Consider the following 22,016-nt stretch of genomic DNA (forward strand, 5'->3'; position numbering starts at 1 on the left):
TGCACGGCCCATCGGTCGGTTGGTCAGTGCTGTCGACCTGCCGAACGCCGGGCACCCAGGAAAGCGAGCAACGATCCCAGAGCCAACAGCGCGGCGGCTGCGAAGATGAACACCGGGCTTTGAGCGCCAGTGGAAGCCAGGGGTTCTGGCACGGCAACTTCTGCGGGCTGAGTGGGCTCGCCAGTCGCTATAGGCGGCGCGGTGGTTGCGCTAGGGCTGGCGGTGCTTGGGGTGGGTGTGGGTGTTGCGGGGGTGGTGCTTGGGGTGGGTGTTGGGGTGGTGGTGCTTGGGGTGGGTGTGGGTGTGGGTGTTGCGGTGGTGGGGCTGGGTGTGGGTGTGGGTGTTGCGGTGGTGGGGCTGGGTGTGGGTGTGGGTGTTGCGGTGGTGGGGCTGGGTGTGGGTGTGGGTGTTGCGGTGGTGGTGCTTGGGGTGGGTGTGGGTGTTGCGGTGGTGGTGCTTGGGGTGGGTGTGGGTGTTGGGCTTGCTGTTCCGTCGCCCGTTCCGTCAGCGCGGGTCCGCCGGGTCTCGGCACTGACGGGAGTCTCCTCGCCTGCAATGGTGACGGTTCCGCTGTTGTTGTAGACGTCCTGCTTCTTGTCGGTCACTTTAGTGACGACGAACAGCTCCACTCGTTCACCCTTGGGCAGGTCAGTCCAGCGGACCGTTGCTTCCTGGGGACTGCAGTCGACACTGGCCGGGTATTGCTCGTTGTCCATTGGATCAATGATGTTCCCGGAACTGCTGACAACCTTGCCCACCCGTGGAGTTATGTGGCTGCAATCGATCTCCATGCCAGCGGCGGGAGTGTCCGTCACAACGACATCGTTTGATTCTGAAGGCATGGGAGGCATGTAGAAGATGGATTCAAGTTCAGTTTGTGCGGCGTCGGCCCACCACATTGATTTGCCTGCCGAAGTCGGAGGAGCGGGGTCGCAGTCCTTGGTGCACGGACCGTCGACAACCACGGGCACGCGGACCACCGTGGAGCCCACAGTGAAAGTCAGTTCCGTAGTTCCGCCGGTGCCTGGCTGCGCAGCGTATTGAGTGGTGAAGTTGCACGTCCCACCCACATCATTGGGATGGGTCGCCACGAAGGCGGTCAACGTGAACACCACTTGTCCGGCGTCGTTCGCTGCGGCTTTGGCGACCGTTTCGCCGTCGGCGTTGTCGAGATCAAACGACGCCGCGCCAAACCAGCGAAGCTGTTCTGGCAGTTGGAGATTGAAGGTATCGCCGGGTTGCGAGTTATCCGGGACGGACCACTGACAGGCCAGATCTACTTGGTCCCACTGGTCTGTAACCACTGAATCCGTGCTGATGGTTACCACTGCGCCCGGGATGACGGCAGCGTTGGCTGGCGCTGCCGACCAAGCGAGTCCCAAGGCTGTCATGACAACAGCCAGTAGTGCAGCCACCAGGGAGGCGGACTTTAGATGGAGCTGATTCTTCATTTGTTGGATGGTCCTTCGAATCCGGAAGCGTGTCTCGTCGCATGGTGAGTGGCGGCTCTACGCTGTTCGTGACGGCACCAACAGGCGTCACTCATATTGCTTCGGGAATGTGCTCCTGCGGTGCTGGTTCGGAGGGGGCACTTGCCAACGGGAAGAACTGTATGCGCGCCGGTCCCAGCGCTCCTTCGCCCAGCCTTTCCATGGCTGTCCTGCACTCCATGAGGCGTGCAACGTTGTTCTCTGAGAGGGGTAACAGCACGTGGACTGCAGAGTTCTGGTACATGGCCGTAGCCCCCGTTCCGTGTAACTCGCTTTGAACAATTTCTCCAAGTCGCGCCAGCAGGGTCCAGCGATGGCTGCGGCTCTCACGGGGTTGGGGCAGCGACAGGATTGCAAGGGCATAGGGGTGGGCGCATGCCGGCCCAAAAATGGAGAGTTCGTGGATGCGTCGCTGGAAATAGGCTTGTGTGGCTAATCCCGTATAAACATCCGTGCACGAAATCGGGGGTGCGGATTCGGCGGCTTCTGCCCAACCTTCAGCCAAGGATTGGAGAGCCTCGATGTCCATGTTCTGGTCTGCGGCAAGGAAGAGGGCGCGGAAGTCCGTCATGGTTTCACTGATGCCGACGCCGTTCCGGGCTCGCGCAGCGCCCAAGGACCTTGCCGATGGAGCTGGGACACTGGCCCGCGTAGCCAGGGAAGTTACCACCGTCCGGACCTCTGGCAGGAACCAATCGGCCCGGAACCGCCAACCATTTTCATAGCTGGTGGTCTGCCATCTGCGCATCAACAGGTGTCGGGAAAATGTACACTCAGCCACTGATTTTGTCCGGAACGATGTCATATCCGACTAGTGCGTCGGGACAAGGAATCATGACGAAACGGCAGGAGGTTCTCTTTGGTAAAGACTGTGTACAAAATCGCGTCATGACTTGCGGTTGATGCCCACTGCCTATATATGGGCACGATTTTATACGTTGTGGGGGTGCCATAGATGGCATCCGGGACAGGTACTGACAACGCTTCAAGCGCGGGCGTTGAGAGCGACGGGCATCTTATCGGGTTGGTGCGTGGCGGTGACATGTCCGCATTCGACGAATTGTATGAACGCCATGTGTCCGTCGCGTCCACCGTGGCCCGTCGCAACGTGGACAATCCAAGTGATGCCGAGGATATTGTGGCCGAGGCTTTCCAAGCCGTGTTGCAGAGCCTGGTTGCCGGCCGGGGTCCAGACAACTTCTTCAGGGCTTATCTGCTGTCCACGGTTACCCGGCTGTCACATCATCGGAACCGGAAGGCGGGCAGGGCGCTGCCCAGCGGGGACGACGCCGTCCTTGACCGCACGCTGGCGGATCCCGATGCAGTACTGAAAGCCTTCGAATCGCATACGGTGGCAAAGGCATTCCGTGCCCTCCCGGAACGGTGGCAGGCGGTGCTTTGGTATCTGGACGTGGAACGAATGAAGCCGGCTGCTGTGGCACCACTCCTGGGTCTCTCCGCCAATGCTGTCTCAGCCCTTGCGCTCCGCGCGCGGGAAGGTTTGAGGAGGCAATACCTCCAGGCCCACGTCGCGGAAGAACTGGACAGCGGCTGCGCCGGATTCGCTTCAAAACTCGGCACTTTCATTCGCGGGGGACTTTCGAGGGTGGCTGAACGCAAGATGCGTCATCACCTCAACGGTTGCTCCAGGTGCACCGGTGCACTCGCCGAGCTGAAGGACGTCCAAGGAACCATGAGGGCCGTGCTTCTCCCGCTGGTGACCGGCATATCCCTCGCGACCCTGACCGGTAAGGGTGCCGGACTGGGTGTTTTGGGAGGGCTGGTGCCCATCAAGGCAGCCATTGCGGTGCCAGCCATTGGGCAACCAGCGGTGATGGCCATGGTTGCAGTAGCAGGCTTGGGCCTGGTTCTGGGGGCGGTTGGAATCGTTGGTCGCCTGACACCGGATGCTCCAATGGAGCAGTTGGCCGTTGAGACAACCTCCTCCCGTCAGGAGTCTTTCGTCGGGACCCTGCCCCCGACCCCTGCCCCGACCCCGACATCGAAACCGAGTCCGCCATTGCCCGTGTCGCCGACGGCGGTTGAGCCGCCGCCGTCGAACGCTGCGCCCGAACCACCGGTCGCCGCGCCGGCGGAATCCCAGCCGTCGGCGCAACAGCTTACTCCCTCGCATATCCCGGTCACACCAGCCGCGACAGCACTTCCGGCGTCGCTTGTGGCAGTGACAGCCTCGGTGCGGATACCAAAGGACCATGGCTCCGGCATGACGGCGATGGAGGTGGACTTTGGGATCCGTGACTCACAGTCCTTAGGACCGGCCAAAGCCGTGTTCTCGGTGGAAATGGATGCTCGGATCCAGGAGAGTTCGCTGCTTGCTCCGGAGGGGTGGTCGTGCTCCATGGAGGGGCAAACAAACGTCACATGCATCACGGGTTCGGCCCGGCCAGGCGATCTCCATTTTGAAGTTTCCGCCCAGTCCAAGCGTCAAAAGGGCGCAGGTGTCCTCACATATTCCTTGAGTGGAAGCGGTCTTGAAACGGGTGAGTTTGTCCACAACTACTGATCACGATTCCCTGCGAAAGACAGCGTCACGAAGCTATTGCACCGGCCACTAACCAAGCGGCGGTGGCCCGGAGGCGGGAGCCGCACATTTATCTGTGCAATTTAGGGGAATTATGAAAGCAACGTTGTTGGCCGTTGCTGGCTTGCTGGGCGCCTTGACGGCGGTTTGGGCTTTGGTCCCGATCGGTCAAAAATGGTTCGTTCGCAGGTTCAGCTCGCCGCACGGCCTCCGATGGGCCGTGACAAGTTTGGGCACCATGTTGCTGCTGTCACTGGTGGGATACGCAATCGGGCCGACGTACCGCCCGTGGCTTGAGATTGTAGGCCTGCTCGCGGGAGCAGGGTTGATTGTGGGCTTTCTCGTCGCGCCCGCTTTCCGGATTCACCATGGGGTGGCTTCGCAGCCTCGGAGGGTGCTGGCTATTGGAGCGCACCCAGACGACCTCGAATTGGCTTGCGGTGCCACTCTCGCCAAATTGGCCGACGCCGGCCATGAAGTCCGAACCATGGTGATGAGCTCCGGCGGAAAGGGAGGAGACAGCTCCGTCCGTGTGACCGAAGCTGCATCAGGCTCGGACTTCATGGGCGCATCCGAGGTGCAGGTCCACGACTTTACGGATACCAGCCTGGCGGAGCACGGGGATGAAATGGTCCAGGCGATTGAGGCCTTCATGGAGGAATTTCGACCTGACGTTGTCATTACCCATTCCCGTAACGACTACCACCAGGACCATCAGGCCGTACACAGTGCCACCATGCGGGCAGCCCGCCAGCATTCCTCCATCCTGTGCTTCGAGAGTCCTTCATCCACGCGGCAGTTCGACCCCAGCGTCTTCGTGGATATCGCCGGCTACGTGGACGTGAAGATTCACGCCGTCGCCATGCACCGGAACCAAAAAGGCAAGCCATATATGAGTGCAGAAAGAGTGCGCAGCCTCGCAGCGTTCAGGGGCTCGCAAGTGAAAACCACGTATGCAGAGGGCTTCGAGCCAGTTCGATTGCTCGGCTCCGCCGTAGGGGAGTTCTGATGGTTCGGGTACTCGTGACAGGCGTTGGCGGACCGGCTGGCTCCTCATTGGCGCGCCAGCTAAGGGAACTGGGACATTGGGTTCTGGGCGTTGATATGCGGCCGGTCCATGCTTCTGTGGCGGATACGGTCTCATTGGTATCGGCCTCCAGTTCTCCTGGCTACCTGCAGGAACTGGGGGGACTGGTGGGCACCCATGGAATCGAGCTCGTGGTACCCACGGTTAGCGATGAACTGGTCCTCGTTTCGGAAGGCCGGCATGGCTTCGCTCCTGGTGCCGAAGTCCTCATTGCCGACCCCGCTCCCGTTCGAATCGCGAATGACAAATTCCTCACCATGAGGTGCCTTGCAAACGCTGGCGTCGCTGTCCCCGACTTCGGGTTGTCGAGCGATTTCACCTCTGTCAACCAGGCAATGGCCCGGCTCGGGGGATCGCTGGTGGTCAAGCCAAGGATTTCCCGCGGCGGACGCGGGGTCCAGGTTTTGGAAAGAACTGTCGACGGCGGCCGGAACGCCGCGCACGTCTGGTCTTCCTTGGACGATTCGTGGATTGTGCAACGGTTCGCACCAGGTACGGAGTATGCACCCGTGGTCCTCCGCCATAGCCCTGAGTCGGGTCAGGACGACATTGTGGTGGTGCTGGAGAAGACGGAACTCAAAGAGGGGCGGGTCGGTAATGCCCTGTCTGTCAGGAGGATAGAGGGGGCTGAGAGTGCGGACGTGGCGCAATTGGCTGATTCAGCCGTGGCCGCACTCGGCTTGACAGGACCGATCGACATCGATGTACGCCGCTTGCAGGGCGGACGCCCAGTGGTACTGGAAATCAACGCGAGGTTTGGTGCAAACAGTGCGTTCGCCCCCGAACTCCTGGAGAGTGTCCTCAGACGATACGTCGGCGGTCGATTGACCGGATGGCATGCGTGACACCTCTTGATGCTGCACTGGCGTTTGTCCAGGTTGGAGGAGTCCTGATTCTCAGCTTCGGCGTGGTCAAAATCGTCTATGTTCCACTGGCTTTGTATTTCAACCGGCTTTACCGTTCCAACTCTGCCAAGCATCGCTATTCCATCATTACTGATCGGCCCCTGGTGTCTGTGATCGTGCCTGGCTACAACGAGGCCGTGGTGATCACCAGCTGCGTCGAGTCGATTCTGGCCAGCCGTTATCTACGCCTGGAAGTGATTCTGGTGGACGACGGCTCCACTGATTCCACCGCCAGCATCATGGCCGGGCTTGCAGATCAATATGATCGGGTCCGTTTTCTCTCACAAGCCAACGCGGGGAAGGGAGCTGCGCTTAACTACGGTATCGCTGCCTCCCACGGCGACATCCTGATGTTCGTTGATGCCGACGGAATTTTCGCACCCGACACTCTGATGCGCATGCTCGATGGCTTTGATCACACCAAAGTGGGAGCGGTGTGCGGCGACGACCGGCCGGTTAACCTGAATCGGGTTCAGACCATGATGCTTGCTGTCCTAAGCCACGTCGGGACAGGCCTGGTCCGCCGGGCCTTGTCCCTCTTGCATTGCCTGCCTATCGTCTCGGGAAACATAGGTGCCTTCCGCCGCGACGTGGTCCAGCAGGTTGGCGGTTTCCACGAGGACACACTCGGCGAGGATCTTGAGCTTACGTGGCGTGTCTATAAGGCTGGCTACAGGGTTAGGTTCCAGCCCTCGGCCCTGGTTTATGCCGAGTCGCCGTCAACGATGGGCGGATTGTGGCGGCAGCGGGTTCGGTGGTCCCGGGGCTTGCTGCAGACGCTCCGGATGCATATGGGAATGCTTGGGCGGCGGCGTTACGGGCTGTTTGGCATGTTCCTGTTGTTCAACGCCATCACCATGGTGGTGATCCCAGTGCTGCAACTTGCCATTTTGGCGGTGTTGCCATTCCTCTATCTTGCCGGTTCGGGTCCCGTACCAGGTGAAGTCCTCGCCATTCTTGGTTGGTTGGGGTTGTTCGTGTCCCTGGCGCTGATCGTCTTCTCCATCGGACTCAACCGGTCCTGGAAGGACCTTCGCTTTCTGTGGACGCTGCCCCTGTGGCCCCTGTATTCGGTATTCGTTGGCCTGGCCTTAGCCAGTGCAATCATCAAGGAGATCCGCGGCAGCCCTGCCTTGTGGAACAAGTTGCAACGGACCGGCGTCATCTCCGTAACTGCCACAGAGGCCGGCCCCCGCTACGAGGCAGGGGTATGAAGGCTTTTGGACCCACGCTCTTGGTTGCCAGGCTCAGTGCTGCCCTGGTGGGCTCGGTTCTCCTTGGTGTTGCATTGACGGGTATCACTGCGTGCGCAGGGGACCCGCAGGCTCGTCCCGAGGACCGCATGGTAAATCTTGGCTTCGAGGACGTCGTCAACGAGGACCGCTCACACCTTGTGGACTTGGCGGAACGATTGGATGCTGTAGACGCCACTGCCGTATCGATCTCCGTGGGACGCACAGATTGGACGGCCTTTCCCTGGTCCGGCCAAACCAATGCGACCTCTTATGAGGTTTCCCGCACTGGCCGGGACTTCGTGGGGGAGTCGATCTCAGCATTGGGGGTGGCGAAAAGCGGTATGGAACGTGATGTGATCCTCACGATCGATGTCCTTTTGGACCGTGCGCTGAGTGACGACCCCTCCCTGGCAGGACGAAATACTGCTGGCGAGCCGTCCAAAGCCTTTGCCAGTGTGTCGTCCCTGCGGCATGGCAGGGCCGGTGTTCGCTTGGCTTCCTTGGCAGCCGCCGTCGCGAAGAAGTACCGGCCCACAGCGGTGAACCTTACGGAATTGATGTTCGACGATTTCACTTTTGGCAGCGAAGACTTTGATGACTTCAAAGCCACTACCGGGGAAAATGACTGGCCCAGGAACCATGAAGGCGGGATCGACCAGTCGGATGCCCGGATCAGCACATGGCGGAGCGAAGCCATGGCTGACATCGTGCGCAAGGTGAGGGCCGCCGTCGAACCATATAGTGTCCGGTTGGAGATGGACGTGCGCTCGCCGCGGGATTCACCATCGGCGGACCGTGCTGACAGCGGCCATGACTACGACCTCTTGCTCAAGCAGCTCGATCGGCTCCACGTTTGGGAGTACGTAGGACTCAATGCCGAGCGCTCGCCGCAGACGAAGGACCTCGCTGAAGCCCTGACCCGCCGCGCAGGCTCCCGCATGTCATTGTCTATCGGGCTTTGGTCCGATGACGGCACGATCTCCGATGAAAGGTTCAAAACCGCCTTGGATGATGCTGTTCGGGGCGGTGCCACATCCGTGTCCGTGACACCCGCAAGCCTCATGGGCGCCGGGCATTGGGAGGTCTTGCGGAAAGCCTGGGCACGGTAATTACGGGATGTCCGGTGCTCATCCCGAGGCGTACCCTGAGCGCATGGGCATGGAATCCGTGATGGCGGCAGTAGTAAGCCTGGCACTCATTGTTGGGTCGGTTTGGGCTGGCACGCGGATGGTGCAGAAAGGTGTTTCCGCGAAGGGGGCAACGGGCACGCTCGGGAGTGTCCTCTCCACGATCGAGCCAGCCACAGGTGCGCCGACCAAAATGGAGGCGGCGGCAGCCCGCGAGGAAATGCGGCAGCGAAGGCACGAGAAATTGGTAGCCGGCCCTGGCACCGCAGAGGCCGGGCTTTTCGCCGGGAAGGTGGTCCTGCCGCCGTCGACGAGCAAAGCTGCTAAGCAGCACTCCGGTGACGCCAAAATCTGACACGTATTCCCGCAGTGGACTCCTGTACAGGTAAGATCCCGTAGGAAACATTAGTAATCCGGCTCACAGTATCCAGCGCAGTGTACGAGCCAAACCAGATCCCGAAGGTAAGTATCAATGGTTCACACTGCCCATCAAGACACCGATCTCGCTGCAGAACTGCGGGCCGATGTGCGCCGCGTTTCCACCCTGTTGGGTGAGTCCCTGGTACGACAACACGGCCCGGAATTGCTGCAGCTCGTGGAGCAGGTCCGCTTGCTGACCAAGGAATCCAAAGAGGCCGCGCGGGGCGGCGCCGACGCCACCGGCCCTTGGAGCGCGCACGACGTCGTTGCCCAGGTCCGCGAGTTGCTCGCGTCCCTGCCTCTGGACCAGGCGACGGACTTGGTTCGTGCCTTCGCGTTCTATTTCCACCTCAGCAATGCGGCCGAACAGGTCCATCGCGTCCGTGGGCTGCGGACCCGGCAGGAAAAGGACGGCTGGCTGGCGAAGGCTGTCACGGAGATCGCGGGCCAGGCCGGCCCGCAGGTCCTTCAGGACGTGGTGAACGAACTTGATGTTCGGCCCATTTTTACGGCGCACCCCACGGAAGCCTCCCGTCGCTCAGTACTGGACAAGGTCCGCAAACTTTCCGACGTATTGGCCCAGCCCACTGAAGAGGGAACGTCTGCCCGACGCCGCCAGGATCGCCAGCTTTCGGAAATCATCGACCAAATGTGGCAGACCGACGAGCTCCGCCAGGTCCGGCCAACACCGGTGGATGAAGCGCGTAATGCGATCTACTACCTGAACAGCATCCTCACCGATGCCATGCCGGAAATGCTGACGGACCTTTCCGAACTCCTGGCCGAGCACGGCGTGGTTCTGCCCGCTGGCAGCGCGCCGCTGCGTTTCGGTTCGTGGATCGGTGGCGACCGCGATGGAAACCCCAACGTCACTGCGGCCGTTACGCGCGAAATTCTGCAGCTGCAGAACCAGAACGCTGTGCGGATCAGTATTGCGTTGATCGACGAGCTGATTTCGGTCCTGTCCAACTCCACTGCCTTGTTCGGGGCTGACCAGGAGCTGTTGGATTCGATCGATGTGGACCTCAAGAACCTCCCTGGTTTGGACAAGCGCATCCTGGAGCTAAATGCCCAAGAGCCTTATCGACTCAAGCTCACGTGTATCAAAGCCAAACTCATCAACACTGGCCGCCGCGTTTCTTCCTCGACGTACCATGAGCCCGGCAGGGACTACGCCACGACAACGGAGCTGCTGGCCGAGTTCGGCTTGCTCGAAGAGTCGCTCCGGAACCACGCTGCAGGCCTTGTTGCCGATGGCGCGTTGGCCCGTGTTCGCCGTGCGATCGCAGCCTTCGGCCTTCATTTGGCAACCCTGGACATCCGTGAACATGCGGATTACCACCACGACGCCGTCGGACAGCTCGTGGACCGTCTCGGTACCGAGAAACCGTACAGTTCCCTGACCCGCGAAGAACGTTTGGAATTCCTCGGTGCCGAGCTGGCATCCCGCCGCCCGCTCTCGGGCCACCCGATCAAGCTCGAAGGCACAGCTGACGGCACGTACGATGTCTTCCGAAGCATCCGCCAGGCTTTGCACACTTACGGTCCGGATGTTGTGGAAACTTACATCATCTCCATGACGCGCGGTGCCGATGACGTCCTGGCCGCCGCTGTTCTGGCACGCGAGGCTGGTTTGATTGACCTCTTCGGTGCCAAGCCGCACGCCAAGATCGGCTTTGCCCCACTGTTGGAAACCGTGGAGGAACTGCGCGCATCCGCTGAGATTGTGGATCAGTTGCTCTCCGATCCGTCCTACCGTGAGCTCGTCCGTCTCCGCGGGGACGTCCAGGAAATCATGCTCGGGTACTCCGATTCCAACAAGGAGTCCGGCGTCATGACCAGCCAGTGGGAGATCCACAAGACCCAGCGGAAGCTGCGCGACGTGGCTGCCAAGCACGGCGTCAGGGTCCGCTTGTTCCATGGCCGCGGCGGCTCCGTGGGCCGTGGCGGTGGTCCGACGTACGACGCCATCATGGCCCAGCCCAATGGTGTCCTTGAGGGCGAAATTAAGTTCACCGAGCAGGGCGAGGTCATCTCGGACAAGTACTCGCTCCCCGAGCTTGCCCGCGAGAACCTTGAGCTTTCCCTGGCAGCTGTCATGCAGGGTTCTGCCTTGCACCGGACTCCGCGTACCTCCGAAGACGAGCGCGAGCGCTACGCGAACGTCATGGAAACAATTTCCGATGCCGCCTTTGCACGCTACCGGGCTTTGATCGACGACGCCGATCTTCCGGCCTATTTCCTGGCGTCCACACCTGTGGAGCAGCTGGGTTCCTTGAACATCGGATCACGCCCCTCCAAGCGGCCCGATTCCGGAGCAGGACTGGGCGGCCTCCGTGCGATCCCGTGGGTGTTCGGTTGGACGCAGTCCCGCCAGATCGTTCCCGGTTGGTTTGGCGTAGGCTCTGGCCTGAAGGCAGCACGCGAAGCCGGTGACGCCGATCAGCTGATGGAAATGATGGACCGCTGGCACTTCTTCCGTTCGGTGATTTCCAACGTCGAAATGACCTTGGCCAAGACCGACATGGAAATCGCGGGGCACTACGTTTCCTCGTTGGTCCCGGAGGAATTGCACCGCCTGTTCCACATGATCCGGGACGAGTATGAGCTCACCGTGGCGGAAATCGAACGCCTCACTGGAGAGATTGAACTTCTGGACGCCCAGCCCACGCTGAAGCGGTCCCTGGAAATCCGTGACCAGTATCTGGATCCCATCAGCTACCTCCAGGTGGAGCTGCTCCGACGCGTCCGCGAGGAATCGGTATCCGGTGCGGAGATCGATGAGCGGCTCCAGCGCGCCATGCTGATCACCGTCAACGGAGTGGCCGCCGGCCTGCGCAACACAGGCTAGACGTTCTCTCACATCCTGCCGCTTCTGACGGATCGCTCTCTCACATCCTGCCGGTTTTTTCGGATCGCTCTCTCACCCCAATGAACTGTCGATGGGGCGGGGGAGCGTTTCGGCTTAAGGCACCTTCGCATGAGCGTTAGGGTTGTTGGATGCCGTCGTTCCAGACCAAGTTGAAGATCACTGGCCTCAAGCCTGGCAACCCTCCCGAGTCGGTCATGGCGGCGGCCATCGAGGCGTTGGAAACCCGCCATCATGTCGAGTCGAACCAGCTCGATATCGTGGGCGGCGTCCCGCAGCTTAGCCTCCGTTTCATGGTGGATGCGCGGGACTACATCGGTGAGAACGACGAAGCCCGGACGTCGGCGGCCATGATGCGCGACGCCGTCGAACGCGTTGCGCTGACAGGGAGCCTTTACGTGTTGCGCCGCAGCCGCGGACGCTGGGCGCCGATCTAGGCAGGCGTCACTCCGGCTGGGGCACGTCTCCGTCGAACGGTTCATCAACTGGGGAGCGGCTCCCGCGCCGCCGTGTGACGATCAATCCGACCACCACGCCGATGACCAAGCCGACCCCCACTCCAATCAGTGAGCTGGCCCAGAACGGCAGTTTGGTTGCGGAGCCCGTGAAGTAGCCCAGGCCCACCTGCCACACCGCCCACAGCACTGCGCCCAATCCGGCGCAGAGGCTGAAGCCGCGGGCGGAGACGTTGGCGATTCCAGCTGCGGACGAGGTTGCGAGCCTGCCGCCAGGGACGAACCGGGCGCCGATAATGGCGCCGTACGTGGAGGATCGGCCGGCCTTGGCGATAGCCTCGTGGATTCCACGGTGGACTTTCCGGCCCCATCCCCAGCGATCCAGTACATGGCTCACCCGCCGCTTGAACAGCACGTAGACTGCCATGTCTCCGAGCCAGGACGCGAAGGCTGCGAGGAGGAGGATGAGCCAGAAATTGGCGTGGCCGTCGGCCGCCAGCGCTCCGCCGGTGATGACCACCATTTCGGACGGGATCGGCGGGAAAATGGCATCGCCGAGCACGATGGGAACGATCCACAAGTAAATTGCGGATCCCCACGTCTCGGGGGCGATGAAGTCCATTGGCACAAGGTACCGCACTTGCCGCCGTGGCCGCTCGGCGGGAGACTGGCGCAATGCAGATCGAAATCATGCACGGGGACATCACCACGCGCGACGTCGATGCGATCGTCAACGCCGCCAACTCGGCCCTGCTCGGTGGAGGGGGAGTGGACGGCGCAATCCACAGGGCCGCCGGGCCCGAACTGCTTGAAGCCTGTCGCGAGGTCCGCCGCACCAAACTTCCGGACGGGCTGCCGGTTGGCGCCGCCGTCGTGACTCCCGGATTCAGGCTCCCGTCGCGCTGGGTGATTCACACCGTGGGTCCCAACCGGCACGCTGGGCAAACCGATCCTGAGCTGCTCGCTTCTTGTTTCCGTGAAAGTCTAAGAGCAGCCGTGGAGGTGGGTGCACGGTCAATCGCCTTTCCCGCGCTCAGCGCCGGGATCTACGGATGGGACGCGCGTCAGGTCGCCGAGGTAGCGTTCGACGCCGTGCGGTCGTTTTCGCCGTCGTCGTCAGGAAGTGCAGCCTCAGCCAGCGTGCTGGAGTTAGTGGAGTTCGTGCTGTTTTCGGAAGAAACGACGGCGGTCTTCCGCGCTGCGTTCGAGTCCTGACGTTTGCGTCGCCGCACCACGAAGAACATCGCGGTCACGAGCGCCAGGAACGGCAGGCCGAAGAACAGGGTCATGTTGAAAGCCTCAGTGGCCAAGGTGCTGATCAGGATCGCGAGCATCAGTGCGGCGCCAAGGATGGTGCCTCCGGGGTAGAACCTGGTCTTGAAGGTGAGTTCCGTTCCTGACCGTTTCACGCTGCGGCGGAAGAACCAGTGCGTCACGAAGATCATGAACCAGGTGAACATCGCCCCAAACATGGAAATGGCCATCATGAACGTAAACGCTGTCTCAGGGAACATCGCATAGACGATTGTGGCGATCGCGATTCCGGTGGTAGAGAGGACCAAGGCGTTCACGGGCGAACCATTGGCGCGCAGCTTTCCGAACAGGGCCGGTGCGTCCCCGCTGCGTGAGAGGCTGAAGATCATTCGGGTGGAGATGTACAACTGGCTGTTCATGGCGGAGAGCGCAGCGATGATCACCACAAACGTCAGCAGGCTGTCCGCGAAGGGAATGCCGAGGCTTTGCATGACCGTGACGAACGGACTTCCGCCGGCCAGGATCTGGCCCATCGGCGCGATGGCCATAATGAGGGCGAGCGTGACGATGTAGAACAGGAGCAACCGGGCGATGGTGGTGCGGAAGGCCTTCTTGACCGCTGTAGCGGGATCCTTTGCCTCGCCAGCCGCCACAGCGATCATCTCGATACTGAGATAGCTGAAGATCGATACGATCACCGCGAACCAAGTGCCGGACAAGCCGTTGGGGAAGAATCCACCGTCGGCAGCGTAGTTTTGGAAGCCCGTGCCCTCCTTCCGGCTGCCGAACACGATGTAGGCACCCAGAACGATGAAGGCCACAATTGCGAACACTTTGATGCTCGAGAACCAGTATTCGAGTGTCCCAAAGGCCTTGACGTTCATGGCGTTGACTGCGATCAGCACCGCCGAGAAGAAGACGACCCATAGCAGTGCCGGAACATCCGGGAACCACAGCTTCATGTATTCGCCAATGGCCGTGACCTCCGTTCCCACTGCAAGGACGATGCACGACCAATACATGTACTTGACCAGGAATCCGGCCAGCGGACTGACGTAGTGTTCGGCGTAGGCTCCAAACGATCCGGATGTAGCGTGGGCAACCGTCATCTCTGACAGGCTTCCCATCAGCAACAGGGCAATCAAGCCGCCGATCGCGTAGCTGATGATGACGCTGGGGCCCGCCAGACCGATGGCAAACTTGCTCCCGAGAAACAGCCCTGTCCCGATGGCACCGCCCAGCGCGATCATGGTCATTTGGCGCGAAGTGAGCTGGCGTTTGAGCCCGCCCTCACGCGCTTGGATCTTGTCGAAACTGGCCATAACGACCTCCTAGTCGATTCTGCAAATCCCTTCAAGATAGAATTGAGATCAGATGGACAGCAACGATTCTGAATCATTGCAAATATTCTGGAGGCTTTTTCATGGCGGATTCACTTTCTACGCGTACCTTGGACAAGCATTCGAATCGGGTTCGACTGGACGACACGGACCGCCTGATCCTCAAGGAACTCATGGCAGATGCCAGGATCCCCAACAACGTGCTCGCCGCAAAAGCCGGGATCGCGCCCTCCACGTGCTTGGGCCGTGTCCGTGCGTTGCGGGACGCCGGGATTATCCGGGGCTTCCACGCATCCGTGGATCTGGAGGCCTTGGGGTTGCTGGTTTACGCGCTCATCTCCGTGCGCGTGAACTCGCAGGCCCGCAACAAGATGTTGGCAATCGGGCAGCGGCTAAGGGCGCTGCCGAACGTCCAGAGCGTTTTCCTGCTTGCTGGCGACCAGGACTTCCTTATGCACGTAGCCTGCGGGACGCCCAAGGAATTGCGGGATTTCATTGCCCTGCATTTGGCGTCGGATCCCGCCATTGCCAACACACAGACAAACTTGGTCTTCGATCACCTGACACCGGGGGACTAACGCCCTTCAACTGACGCCCCGGGGACCGGGCCTAGGCTGCTTCCGGCGTGGCCCCGCGGGGCACTTCGATGGCGTGACCATGCCGGAGGAACTTACCTGTGCGGTAGTACCAGTAGGGCCAGGCGGCCCACGCCGCAGCACCAGCAGCGATCCCAGCACCCATGATGGTGTAGCGCAGCCACTCCGGGCCCGGAATCAGGAATCCCAAGCCGGCAACGGGCAGCCCGACAAGCAAAGCACCACCGATGAACCGGCCCAGCCGCGCCAGTCCGGTCGGGTACCCCTCGACATCCAGGAGCTTGTTGTTCGCAACCAGGAACCAGACTCCCTGGGTGATGATCGCGGCCACCGATACTGCCGTTGACGGCTCGAAGGCCAGGATCTTGAACACCAGCAGCGCGGAACTTGTTGCCCCCGCAGCGCAGGCGCCGGCCGTGATCCATTTCAACGGCTGATTCCACGGAGTTGCCGGAAGACGTTTGTGCACTTGAAGGATCACCGGGATGGCCAGGAGATTGAACGCTGCTCCAGTGGCATCGTTGATGGTCCCGAAAACGTAGGGGCCACCCTTGGGTACTTCGACCGCATACATGGCGCCAAGCGTCAGTACCCCGGCCACGCCGACAGTCGCGGCAGAATAGGCGAAGACCGAGACGGTCCTGTCGCCTGGCATTTCAGTGATGTGCTCCATCGCAACTCCCGGATCCTGCCCAGCAGAATCATGCTAGACCCGCGCTGCGTTGGATGGAACCTCGTCCGGTAACACGCTCCGGAGCGGGCTCAGCCGCGTGCTTCGCTGAGCTCCAGCTGGCTGCGGTATTCCACGCGCTCCTTGGTGATGGGATCCACGAAGGTGATGCCGCGGGCCAGCAATTGAAGAGGCTTGGTGTAGTCATCCGGGGCTTTGTCGAGGAGGTCCGGATAAAAGGCGTCGTTGACAATACCCAGACCGAGCGAGGCCATGTGGACCCGGAGCTGGTGAGTTTTGCCGGTATGAGGTTCAAGCCGGTACAGCGCGCGTCGAGAAGTAGCCGTGTGGTCGGTGGGGTCACCGGCGTCGAACGCCCTGACTCTTTCGATACGCGTTTCCGCATTCGGTTCGCCATCGATGACCTCGGCGAGGAGATAGCTGCGGGACTTGGTCATGCGGTTGCGGACCACCACGGGGAATTCGACGGCGGGATAGCCTGCAGCGGGGGTCGCGGCAGACACGCATTCGTATTCCTTCTGGACTTGGCGCTTCTCGAAGAGGACCTGGTATCTGCCGCGGGTGTCCGGGTTGGTGGAGAGCAGCAAAATACCGGCCGTCATGCGGTCGAGGCGGTGCATGGGGATGAGGTCCGGAAGATTCAGCAGGTTACGCAGACGGACAAGCGCGGACTCTTGGATGTACGTGCCCCCCGGCGTGGTGGGCAGGAAATGCGGTTTGTCGACCACGAGGATGTGCTCGTCCTGGTGGAGGATATTGATTTCCACGGGCAGGCGGGTCTCTGGGGGGAGCGTGCGGTAGTACCAGATGAAGGTGTGGTCCTCGAGCTTGGTGCCCCTGTTCAGGCGCACCCCGCCTTCGCCCACGATTTCGCCGGCATCGAAACGGTCCTCGATGCCCTGGGGGTCGATGTGTCCCCAGCGGTGCATCATGTAGTCCATCGCGGTGTCCCAAGGCCCCTCGTCCGGGAGGCGCAAGCGGGTCGCGTTTACGCCGTCGCGCACGGGAAGGGGGGATTGCATCACCGGTTAATTCTACTGTGGCCTCTGGTTCTCCCGTTGTGGGGCCCGCTTTACGCGCCTCCGCGGGGTTGAAGGGCGCAAACCAGGCCCCGCAACGCAGGGACCAACCGACGACAAAAAAGTTCTTGACAATAAAAATTGTCGGTTGGCATACTGGAAGCATGTTGGACATCGAAGTGATTGAGGATGCAGCCGCGGCAGAGGCCTCGTTGGACCCGATCCGTACGCGCCTGCTGCGTGAGCTTGCCGAGCCGGGCTCGGCCACTCAACTGGCCGCCAAGGTGGGGCTGCCCCGGCAGAAGGTCAACTATCACCTCAAAGCCCTTGAGCGGCATGGTTTGGTGGAACTTGTGGAAGAGCGCCGGAAAGGCAACGTCACCGAGCGCGTTTTCCAGGCGACGGCGGCCTCGTACCTGATCTCGCCTGTCGCCTTGGCTTCCGTGGCGCCGGATCCGCGGCATTTCGCCGACAGGTTCTCCGCCTTCTGGCTCTTGGCGCTGGCGTCCCGCACTGTGCAGGAAATGGGGAAGCTCATTGCCGGTGCGGCCGCAGCCAAGAAGAAGCTCGCAAGCTTCGCGATCGACGGCGAAATTACCTTCCGCTCAGCCGCAGAACGTGCCGCCTTCGCGGAAGAGCTTGGGGTGGCGGTGACCCAACTTGTCGATAAGTACCACGACGGCGGTGCTACCGCAGTGGCGAGCGGCGCACGCAAGCACCGGCTCGTCGTCGTACTTCACCCCGCACTTAAAGTCCCGTCAACGGAAAAAGCAGCAGAAAAGGAACACGGCAATGACTGACAACCGGAAATTTGAGATCGTGGCGGACACCGAACTGCCGGGCACTCCTGAGCGGGTGTGGCAAGCGGTCACCAAGGATACGGCGGCCTGGATGTTCCCCACGGACCAGTGGCCCGACGTGAAGACTGTAGAGGAATACCCCAGCCACCTTGTGTCGCGGATGGATGGTCCCGATGGCTGGTTCAACCAGTTGGAGCACGTCCTTGAGCCTGTAGAAGGTGGCCGCGCCAAGCTCCATTACGTCCACAGCGGCATCTTCGCCGACAACTGGGACGAGCAGTACGACGGCGCCAGCAAGCACACCGAGTTTTACCTGCACACGCTGGGCCAGTACCTGCAGCATTTCGATGGTCAGCCTGTGGTCTTCACGGATATCCAAGCGCCCGCTTCGTCGCAGATCCCCGACGGGTTTGTGCAGTTGAAAAAGGCTTTGGGTGTGGAAGGAGTAGCGGCCGGCACGCCCTTCGAGGTGGACGTCGACGGCGTGGGCCGGCTGAGCGGCGAGGTGGACTTCTCCAACGAGAACTTCCTGGGCTTGCGCACCTCCAATGCGCTGTTCCGATTCTTCGGCAGGAACGCATTTGGTGCACCGGTGGGCATGACCGTGCATGAATTCGGTGGCTCGGGGGACTCTGGGAAGACGGCGCAGGCGTGGGGTGCGTTCCTGGAGAAGGTGTACGCGTAGGGTCACCTTCCGGGGCGCCCCCAAGTAGGGGACAGCAAACGTCCTATTGAGCGGGTATTGGGACATCTGCTGTCCCCTGGGTTGGGGCCCTAGGGGGCCCAGGCCCGGGCAACTGCCAGAAGGGATGCTTCATAGATCCCGGCCCAGTCCGTTTCGGGTTCGTTCATCCCGGCCAACTCCAGGCTGACGAGCCCGTGGACCTGCCCCCAAATGGCCATTGCGACAATCGAGGGGTCATCGGAACGGATCCTCCCGGCCTCCTGGGCTGCGGCTACTGCCTCCAGCAAGGGGCGCATCGAGGCTGAGGCGACTTCCGGCGTCGGGCTGCAATCCACGTAAGCGGCCAAGGCGCCGCTGAACATGAGCCGGTAAAGGGCCGGATGCTCCAAAGCCCAGACGCGGTAGGCCCGGCCCAGGCCCAGGAGTCCGTCTGCGGCCGCGTCCTGCTGCGACTCTCCGAAGGAACGGAAGCCGTCGTCGACGGCGGCCGTCAATAGTTGCGCCTTTCCGCCGAAGAGCGAGTAGATCGCCGAGGTGGAGGTGTCTGCAGCCGCGGCAACATCGCGCAGGGTGACCCGGGCGGGGCCTTCCCGGTCTACGAGTTCGGCCGTTACTTCCAGCAGCCGCTGCTGTACGTGCTGATCATGAACGATGGGTCTTGCCATGTCTCCAAGTGTTTCATAACATTGTTTCATAACAACGTTACGAAACCGGAAGTCCGCAACGTTTCTGGTTCCCAAACCCAAGGAGTGTCATGGCACAAGAGGTCTTTCCGGGGCGCTTTACGGCGGATATCGGGCGCGAAACAGTGACCGTCTTCCTGATCGGAATGCGCGCCAACCGGTGGTGGAAGATGGGCAAGGTAGGGCGGGTGGCATCAGCCATGCCCACGATGATGCGGCATCTTGCCGCCAATCCCGAGGCGGGGTTGCTTGGCAGCGAGCAATGGTTTGGGCGCACCACCATCCTGCTCAGTTATTGGGAAAGTCCTGAGCATCTGAGGCGCTTCGCCGCGGACCGCGATTCGCCACATCTGGGTCCGTGGCGGAAGTTCATGAAGGAAATTGCAGGCGGCGGCGACGTCGGGGTGTGGCACGAGACGTACCAGGTACCGGCGTCGGGCATTGAAGTGGTGTACAACGGGATGCCGCTTTTTGGCTTGGCAAAGGCAACTTCCCATGTTCCCGTCGGCCCGGGCAGCAACACGGCGAAGCAACGCATGAGTTCGGCCGCGGGGGTCGCCCCCAAGTAGGTCGCAGTTAGGCGATTGCGACGGCGGCCGGCCGCTCGGTCTTGAGGGTCCGGCGGAGTTGGGGCGAGGCGTCGAGCTTCTGCTGGGCGGCATGCAGTGCACCGACGGCGAATTCGAGCTGCGCGGGTGGCAGCGTGTAAGGGACGCGCAGGTAATGCTCGAAAGCTCCGCCGACTCCGAAGCGCGGTCCGGCCGCCAGCCGTAGCCCGAAATCCGGCGCCAGCACTGTGAGGGCGGTGCTGCAGGCGCTGGGTAGGCGGCACCAAACGGTGAGGCCGCCGCGGGGCCGTTCCACTTCCCATTGCGGCAGGTGTTCAGCAAGCAAGGCCAGTAGCGATTCCCGATTGTGCCGCAGCTGGTCCAGTCGTGCATCGAGCGGTTCCGCGAATGACCTGACCAACCGCGCGGCGGCCAACTGCTCGACCACTGGTCCGCCCAGGTCCATGGTGGTCCTCGTCGCCACGAACCGGGTGATCATCTCCTCCTCCGCCCGGATCCAGCCCGTCCTGAGTCCGGCCCAATGGGATTTGCTGAGCGAACCGATCGCAACCACGCTGGGATTGAAGGCGGACATCGGCGACGTCCGGACGCCATCGAGGTTCAACCCGCGCAACGTCTCGTCCACCACCAGGACCGTCCCGGCAGCAACGGCCGCCCTCGCCAAGCGGCGGCGCTGCAAATCCGACATGATGCGCCCGGTCGGGTTGTGGAAATCGGGCACAAGGTAGGCCATCGCTGGGCGCTGATGGTTCATCGTGGACACCATCGCATCAACGTCCCAAGCAGGTGAGGCGTGCGGCGGTAACGCCACGGGCAGCACTTTGCAGCCGGCCACCCGGATGGCGTCCAGGGCATTTGGGTACGTGGGGTGTTCCACCAGAACCTTGTCCTGCTTTCCCACGAGTGTATGGAGAACGATGTTGAGAGCGTGCTGTGCGCCGGACGTCACCAGGATCTGATCCGCGGTAGTGGGCACTCCTTCCGCGGCATACTTCTCGGCGATCGCCTGACGCAACGCCTGAACTCCAAGGGCGTCGTACCCGAAACCGGGGAGCAACGCAGGCAACTCGGTGAGGGCGTCAGCGAATGCCCGGTGAACAACTTCGCCGGCGGCCGGAAGCGACGCGTAGGCCAGGTCAAGGAGTCCCTCCGGGGCGGCAAGGCCCGGAATGCTCACCGGTGCGTTGCGGTGGGGGATGCTCGTCCTGCCGCGGCTGCCTTGGCCTGTGGTGAGGAAACCTTGCTCGCGCAGGCTCGCATAGGCCGCGGTGACAGTGGTGCGGCTTAGGCCGAGCGTCTGCGCAAGCGCACGCTCGCTGGGGAGTGCGACGTCAAGTGGGATGCGCCCATCCATCACCAGCAAACGCACGACGTCGGCCAGCTCACGGTAGGCGGGCAGGGCGCCGTTGCTCCAAGAGCCCAGGAGGCGGACCAGTGCAGTGGGATTCAGTGAGCCGGGCATGAGACCAGTATTCCAAACTGGCTATGGAATGCAAGGCCAGTTTTCCGCGACCATGGTTTCATGATGACCCGAAGAATCACACAACTCCTGATCGGCCTGGCGATGTACGGCATCTCCCTGGCCATGTTTATCCGCGCCGGGCTTGGCCTGGATCCCTGGGACGTCTTCCACCAGGGTGTTTCGGAAAAGACTGGATTCAGCATTGGGGTTGTGGTGATCGCAGTCAGCTTCCTTGTGCTCCTCCTCTGGATCCCGCTGCGGCAAATGCCGGGGGTCGGAACGCTGGCGAACGCGGTGCTTGTGGGTGTATTTGCTGACCTGGGCTTGTGGCTCATCCCGGAGTTCTCACATCTGGGCGGGCAAATTGCCATGCTGGCCGGTGCGGTGATCCTCAACGGAATCGCCTCGGCTTGCTACATCGGAGCGCGCCTCGGTCCCGGAGCCCGTGATGGCTTGATGACCGGACTGGTTCGCCGAACAGGCTGGTCCGTCCGCCTGGTCCGGACGGGAATTGAAGTAGTGGTCCTCGCCGTTGGCTTCCTGCTGGGTGGCTCCGTCGGTGTAGGCACGGTGGTCTACGCGCTCGCAATCGGCCCGATCGTGCAGGTTCTCCTGCCGAAGTTCATGGTCCCGGAGCCAGTCCAGGTCTCGGAAAAGGCCAGGGGCGCGGAGCCAGTCCAGGTCTCGGAAAAGGCCAGGGGCGCGGAGCCAGGCAGGGTCCCGGAAACGGCCAACGCGACGGCCCCCACGGAAGCCGTGGACGCCGCGCCGGCCGCCTGACCGTCAG

General features: G+C 61.8%; 21 protein-coding genes and 1 pseudogene. 14 read left to right on the forward strand and 8 right to left on the reverse strand.

The window, feature by feature from the left end:
- Positions 1 to 23: 23 nt before the first annotated feature.
- Positions 24 to 1,451, reverse strand: a complete 1,428-nt coding sequence (locus LDN75_RS03520; protein WP_223935803.1) for an Ig-like domain-containing protein — start codon at positions 1,449 to 1,451, stop codon at positions 24 to 26.
- A gap of 91 nt (positions 1,452 to 1,542) precedes the next feature.
- Positions 1,543 to 2,238, reverse strand: a complete 696-nt coding sequence (locus LDN75_RS03525; protein ID WP_223935804.1) for a hypothetical protein — start codon at positions 2,236 to 2,238, stop codon at positions 1,543 to 1,545.
- 207 nt (positions 2,239 to 2,445) lie between these two features.
- On the opposite strand from LDN75_RS03525, the gene LDN75_RS03530 reads away from it, so the two are divergent.
- From LDN75_RS03530 to LDN75_RS03565, 8 genes are all read left to right on the forward strand, one after another.
- Positions 2,446 to 4,014 (forward strand): sigma-70 family RNA polymerase sigma factor, encoded by a 1,569-nt coding sequence (locus tag LDN75_RS03530; protein WP_223935805.1) that lies wholly within the window; start codon positions 2,446 to 2,448, stop codon positions 4,012 to 4,014.
- A 112-nt stretch (positions 4,015 to 4,126) separates the two neighbouring features.
- Positions 4,127 to 5,041 carry a PIG-L deacetylase family protein gene (locus tag LDN75_RS03535; RefSeq protein WP_223935806.1) on the forward strand — a complete coding sequence of 305 codons (915 nt, stop codon included), beginning with the start codon at positions 4,127 to 4,129 and terminating at the stop codon, positions 5,039 to 5,041.
- Positions 5,041 to 5,964, forward strand: coding sequence for an ATP-grasp domain-containing protein (locus LDN75_RS03540; RefSeq protein ID WP_223935807.1), 924 nt, complete (start codon positions 5,041 to 5,043; stop codon positions 5,962 to 5,964). Before LDN75_RS03535 ends, LDN75_RS03540 begins: the two co-directional genes overlap by 1 nt.
- The gene (locus LDN75_RS03545) at positions 5,952 to 7,238 is read left to right on the forward strand and encodes a glycosyltransferase family 2 protein (protein ID WP_223935808.1); all 1,287 of its coding nucleotides are present in this window, start codon (positions 5,952 to 5,954) and stop codon (positions 7,236 to 7,238) included. Before LDN75_RS03540 ends, LDN75_RS03545 begins: the two co-directional genes overlap by 13 nt.
- The gene (locus tag LDN75_RS03550; RefSeq protein ID WP_223935809.1) at positions 7,235 to 8,368 is read left to right on the forward strand and encodes a hypothetical protein; all 1,134 of its coding nucleotides are present in this window, start codon (positions 7,235 to 7,237) and stop codon (positions 8,366 to 8,368) included. Before LDN75_RS03545 ends, LDN75_RS03550 begins: the two co-directional genes overlap by 4 nt.
- A 61-nt stretch (positions 8,369 to 8,429) precedes the next feature.
- Complete coding sequence (locus LDN75_RS03555; RefSeq protein WP_223935810.1) at positions 8,430 to 8,741, forward strand: hypothetical protein; 312 nt, start codon at positions 8,430 to 8,432, stop codon at positions 8,739 to 8,741.
- Between the two features lie 117 nt (positions 8,742 to 8,858).
- Positions 8,859 to 11,657: a phosphoenolpyruvate carboxylase gene (gene ppc / locus LDN75_RS03560; protein ID WP_223935811.1), complete on the forward strand. Its 2,799-nt coding sequence runs from the start codon at positions 8,859 to 8,861 to the stop codon at positions 11,655 to 11,657.
- 149 nt (positions 11,658 to 11,806) lie between these two features.
- A complete protein-coding gene (locus LDN75_RS03565; protein ID WP_223935812.1) occupies positions 11,807 to 12,112 on the forward strand; it encodes a hypothetical protein in 306 nt (101 codons plus the stop codon).
- Positions 12,113 to 12,119: 7 nt separating this feature from the next.
- Here the strand turns inward: LDN75_RS03565 and LDN75_RS03570 are convergent, their stop codons facing one another.
- A complete protein-coding gene (locus tag LDN75_RS03570) occupies positions 12,120 to 12,752 on the reverse strand; it encodes a DedA family protein (RefSeq protein ID WP_223935813.1) in 633 nt (210 codons plus the stop codon).
- A gap of 53 nt (positions 12,753 to 12,805) precedes the next feature.
- On the opposite strand from LDN75_RS03570, the gene LDN75_RS03575 reads away from it, so the two are divergent.
- Positions 12,806 to 13,345, forward strand: a complete 540-nt coding sequence (locus LDN75_RS03575) for an O-acetyl-ADP-ribose deacetylase (protein ID WP_223937470.1) — start codon at positions 12,806 to 12,808, stop codon at positions 13,343 to 13,345.
- A 134-nt stretch (positions 13,346 to 13,479) separates the two neighbouring features.
- Here LDN75_RS03575 and LDN75_RS03580 read toward each other — a convergent pair.
- Positions 13,480 to 14,706: pseudogene (locus tag LDN75_RS03580) on the reverse strand (amino acid permease); the annotation flags it as partial.
- Positions 14,707 to 14,807: 101 nt separating this feature from the next.
- Here LDN75_RS03580 and LDN75_RS03585 point away from each other — a divergent pair.
- Positions 14,808 to 15,302 carry an Lrp/AsnC family transcriptional regulator gene (locus LDN75_RS03585; protein WP_223935814.1) on the forward strand — a complete coding sequence of 165 codons (495 nt, stop codon included), beginning with the start codon at positions 14,808 to 14,810 and terminating at the stop codon, positions 15,300 to 15,302.
- A 31-nt stretch (positions 15,303 to 15,333) separates the two neighbouring features.
- On the opposite strand, the gene LDN75_RS03590 is transcribed toward LDN75_RS03585, so the two are convergent.
- Positions 15,334 to 15,993, reverse strand: a complete 660-nt coding sequence (locus LDN75_RS03590) for a hypothetical protein (RefSeq protein WP_223935815.1) — start codon at positions 15,991 to 15,993, stop codon at positions 15,334 to 15,336.
- Positions 15,994 to 16,082: 89 nt separating this feature from the next.
- Complete coding sequence (locus tag LDN75_RS03595; protein WP_223937471.1) at positions 16,083 to 17,033, reverse strand: pseudouridine synthase; 951 nt, start codon at positions 17,031 to 17,033, stop codon at positions 16,083 to 16,085.
- A 161-nt stretch (positions 17,034 to 17,194) separates the two neighbouring features.
- Here LDN75_RS03595 and LDN75_RS03600 point away from each other — a divergent pair, with 161 nt between their 5' ends.
- On the forward strand, positions 17,195 to 17,830 hold the full coding sequence (locus LDN75_RS03600) for a helix-turn-helix domain-containing protein (RefSeq protein WP_223935816.1): 636 nt from the start codon (positions 17,195 to 17,197) through the stop codon (positions 17,828 to 17,830).
- Entirely contained in the window at positions 17,823 to 18,515 is a 693-nt protein-coding gene (locus LDN75_RS03605) for an SRPBCC domain-containing protein (protein ID WP_223935817.1), read from the forward strand. Before LDN75_RS03600 ends, LDN75_RS03605 begins: the two co-directional genes overlap by 8 nt.
- A gap of 89 nt (positions 18,516 to 18,604) precedes the next feature.
- Here the strand turns inward: LDN75_RS03605 and LDN75_RS03610 are convergent, their stop codons facing one another.
- The gene (locus LDN75_RS03610) at positions 18,605 to 19,180 is read right to left on the reverse strand and encodes a TetR-like C-terminal domain-containing protein (protein ID WP_223935818.1); all 576 of its coding nucleotides are present in this window, start codon (positions 19,178 to 19,180) and stop codon (positions 18,605 to 18,607) included.
- Between the two features lie 89 nt (positions 19,181 to 19,269).
- On the opposite strand from LDN75_RS03610, the gene LDN75_RS03615 reads away from it, so the two are divergent.
- Complete coding sequence (locus LDN75_RS03615; RefSeq protein WP_223935819.1) at positions 19,270 to 19,767, forward strand: DUF4188 domain-containing protein; 498 nt, start codon at positions 19,270 to 19,272, stop codon at positions 19,765 to 19,767.
- Between the two features lie 7 nt (positions 19,768 to 19,774).
- Here LDN75_RS03615 and LDN75_RS03620 read toward each other — a convergent pair whose 3' ends face one another.
- Positions 19,775 to 21,229 carry a PLP-dependent aminotransferase family protein gene (locus LDN75_RS03620; RefSeq protein ID WP_223935820.1) on the reverse strand — a complete coding sequence of 485 codons (1,455 nt, stop codon included), beginning with the start codon at positions 21,227 to 21,229 and terminating at the stop codon, positions 19,775 to 19,777.
- A gap of 60 nt (positions 21,230 to 21,289) precedes the next feature.
- Here LDN75_RS03620 and LDN75_RS03625 point away from each other — a divergent pair, with 60 nt between their 5' ends.
- Positions 21,290 to 22,009, forward strand: a complete 720-nt coding sequence (locus LDN75_RS03625; RefSeq protein ID WP_223935821.1) for a hypothetical protein — start codon at positions 21,290 to 21,292, stop codon at positions 22,007 to 22,009.
- The last annotated feature ends 7 nt before the right edge of the window (positions 22,010 to 22,016 follow it).

Origin of the sequence: Arthrobacter sp. StoSoilB5 (assembly GCF_019977235.1) — a bacterium.
GTDB lineage: Bacteria > Actinomycetota > Actinomycetes > Actinomycetales > Micrococcaceae > Arthrobacter.

What these genes read in the sequence shown, in the direction of transcription:
- LDN75_RS03535 (WP_223935806.1), top strand. Translation starts at nt 4,127, where the DNA reads ATGAAAGCAACGTTGTTGGCCGTTGCTGGCTTGCTGGGCGCCTTGACG.
- LDN75_RS03565 (WP_223935812.1), top strand. Translation starts at nt 11,807, where the DNA reads ATGCCGTCGTTCCAGACCAAGTTGAAGATCACTGGCCTCAAGCCTGGC.
- LDN75_RS03550 (WP_223935809.1), top strand. Translation starts at nt 7,235, where the DNA reads ATGAAGGCTTTTGGACCCACGCTCTTGGTTGCCAGGCTCAGTGCTGCC.
- LDN75_RS03610 (WP_223935818.1), bottom strand. Translation starts at nt 19,180, where the DNA reads ATGGCAAGACCCATCGTTCATGATCAGCACGTACAGCAGCGGCTGCTG.
- ppc (WP_223935811.1), top strand. Translation starts at nt 8,859, where the DNA reads ATGGTTCACACTGCCCATCAAGACACCGATCTCGCTGCAGAACTGCGG.
- LDN75_RS03530 (WP_223935805.1), top strand. Translation starts at nt 2,446, where the DNA reads ATGGCATCCGGGACAGGTACTGACAACGCTTCAAGCGCGGGCGTTGAG.
- LDN75_RS03520 (WP_223935803.1), bottom strand. Translation starts at nt 1,451, where the DNA reads ATGAAGAATCAGCTCCATCTAAAGTCCGCCTCCCTGGTGGCTGCACTA.
- LDN75_RS03600 (WP_223935816.1), top strand. Translation starts at nt 17,195, where the DNA reads ATGTTGGACATCGAAGTGATTGAGGATGCAGCCGCGGCAGAGGCCTCG.
- LDN75_RS03590 (WP_223935815.1), bottom strand. Translation starts at nt 15,993, where the DNA reads ATGGAGCACATCACTGAAATGCCAGGCGACAGGACCGTCTCGGTCTTC.
- LDN75_RS03545 (WP_223935808.1), top strand. Translation starts at nt 5,952, where the DNA reads ATGGCATGCGTGACACCTCTTGATGCTGCACTGGCGTTTGTCCAGGTT.
- LDN75_RS03615 (WP_223935819.1), top strand. Translation starts at nt 19,270, where the DNA reads ATGGCACAAGAGGTCTTTCCGGGGCGCTTTACGGCGGATATCGGGCGC.
- LDN75_RS03620 (WP_223935820.1), bottom strand. Translation starts at nt 21,229, where the DNA reads ATGCCCGGCTCACTGAATCCCACTGCACTGGTCCGCCTCCTGGGCTCT.
- LDN75_RS03625 (WP_223935821.1), top strand. Translation starts at nt 21,290, where the DNA reads ATGATGACCCGAAGAATCACACAACTCCTGATCGGCCTGGCGATGTAC.
- LDN75_RS03570 (WP_223935813.1), bottom strand. Translation starts at nt 12,752, where the DNA reads ATGGACTTCATCGCCCCCGAGACGTGGGGATCCGCAATTTACTTGTGG.
- LDN75_RS03540 (WP_223935807.1), top strand. Translation starts at nt 5,041, where the DNA reads ATGGTTCGGGTACTCGTGACAGGCGTTGGCGGACCGGCTGGCTCCTCA.
- LDN75_RS03585 (WP_223935814.1), top strand. Translation starts at nt 14,808, where the DNA reads ATGGCGGATTCACTTTCTACGCGTACCTTGGACAAGCATTCGAATCGG.
- LDN75_RS03605 (WP_223935817.1), top strand. Translation starts at nt 17,823, where the DNA reads ATGACTGACAACCGGAAATTTGAGATCGTGGCGGACACCGAACTGCCG.
- LDN75_RS03595 (WP_223937471.1), bottom strand. Translation starts at nt 17,033, where the DNA reads ATGCAATCCCCCCTTCCCGTGCGCGACGGCGTAAACGCGACCCGCTTG.
- LDN75_RS03555 (WP_223935810.1), top strand. Translation starts at nt 8,430, where the DNA reads ATGGCGGCAGTAGTAAGCCTGGCACTCATTGTTGGGTCGGTTTGGGCT.
- LDN75_RS03525 (WP_223935804.1), bottom strand. Translation starts at nt 2,238, where the DNA reads ATGCGCAGATGGCAGACCACCAGCTATGAAAATGGTTGGCGGTTCCGG.
- LDN75_RS03575 (WP_223937470.1), top strand. Translation starts at nt 12,806, where the DNA reads ATGCAGATCGAAATCATGCACGGGGACATCACCACGCGCGACGTCGAT.